Annotated in this window: 1 protein-coding gene; it reads left to right on the forward strand. The window is 58.1% G+C overall.

Annotation, left to right across the window (positions count from 1 at the left end; all coding sequences use genetic code 11):
• Window positions 1–255 precede the first annotated feature (255 nt).
• Complete coding sequence (locus Q7L05_RS13205; protein WP_303907479.1) at window positions 256–1,275, forward strand: porin; 1,020 nt, start codon at window positions 256–258, stop codon at window positions 1,273–1,275.
• Window positions 1,276–1,427: the final 152 nt, after the last annotated feature.

Below are 1,427 nucleotides of genomic sequence, written 5' to 3' on the forward strand. Positions count from 1 at the left end.
CCACTCACCACTCACCACTCACCACTCACCACTCACCACTCACCACTCGCCACTCGCCACTCATCCCTTGCCCTTGTTGTGCCAACTGCATGATGAAAAGACAGTTTTCCCCCTTGTGGCAAAAAGACAACGCCTGATGTTTTTTTCGCAAAAAGGTGTTGCATTCAGGTTCCGCTGTGGTCTATCGTTAGGTTGGCTTCGGAGTAAGCCCGATTAATTAATCGCACAACCAACAACTACTTGGGAGATCCATAAATGAACAAAAAGCTGATTGCTCTGGCTATCGCCGGTGCCATGGCTGCGCCGCTGGCGGCCCACGCAGAACTGACCATCTCCGGCAAGCTTCAGGCTGAAGTCGTGAATGTTGACGGCGACGGTGTCGCTGCTGCCGGCGGTCTCGAGGGCATCCAGGTGGTCGACGGCATGGAAGGTGCCTCCGCCAACTCCGGCAACGCGAGCGCCATCAACGTCGCCGGCTCCCAGGACCTGGGCAACGGTCTGAAGGGTATCGCCAAGGCGGGCTTCAACCTGTGGCCGGCTGACCACGGCGCCCGGGACTTCGAGGGTCGTGATGCGTACATCGGTCTTGCCGGTGGCTTCGGCACCGTCCTGATCGGTACCATGAACTCCCCCTACAAGGCCTCCACGGTCGGTTGGGATCCGTTCTTGGCCACCTCGCTGCAGGCTCGCGGCAGCAGCGGCATGAGCACCCTGCATAACGGCTACCTTTCAAACACTATCGCCTATGCCAACACCTTCGGTGCCGTCAAGTTCGTTGCCGGCGTTGCGGTTGACGAGTCCGACGACGAGGGTGGTCCGCTCGACGTCGCTGGCGAACCGACCCCCGACGGTGAAACCGATGGTGATCACGCCATCTCCGCCTCCCTGAACGCCCCGATCGGTCCGGTCGAGCTGGCTCTGGCCTACCAGGATAATGGTGGTGAGGACGAGACCGCAGTGAAAGCTGGCGTTAAGTACTCCACCGGCGTGTTCACCGTTGCCGGTCAGTACGAGACCCTGGATGAGGGACTCACTAACGGCGATCACCTCTACCTGACCGGTTCCATGGCGATGGGTGCCAACACCTTCTCGCTCTCCGCAGGAACCTTCAGTGACGACAGCGTTGACGAGATTGACGAGGACTACGTGGCTCTCGGCGTCAAGCACGCCTTCAACAAGGCGGTCAGTGCTCATGCGGGTTATCGCATGAACGACACCGATGCTGACAATACCGACGTGAACGTCCTCACCGCCGGTATGCGCGTAGGCTTCTAAGTCGAAGCGTTCCGGTAGTAAAAAGAACGGGGCCTCGCGGCCCCGTTTTTTTTTGCTTTATAGAAAAGGGGAAAGAGAAAAGAGGAAAGAGGAAAGCGGAAAGAGGAAAGAGGAAAGAGGAAAGAGGAAAGAGGAAAGAGGAAAGAGGAAAG

Source organism: Thiohalomonas denitrificans (assembly GCF_016841685.1).
In the GTDB taxonomy this organism is placed as follows: Bacteria; Pseudomonadota; Gammaproteobacteria; order Thiohalomonadales; family Thiohalomonadaceae; genus Thiohalomonas; species Thiohalomonas denitrificans_A.

Bases quoted from the DNA above. Each gene is read 5' to 3' on its own strand.
- Q7L05_RS13205 (WP_303907479.1), top strand. From the start codon at position 256: ATGAACAAAAAGCTGATTGCTCTGGCTATCGCCGGTGCCATGGCTGCG.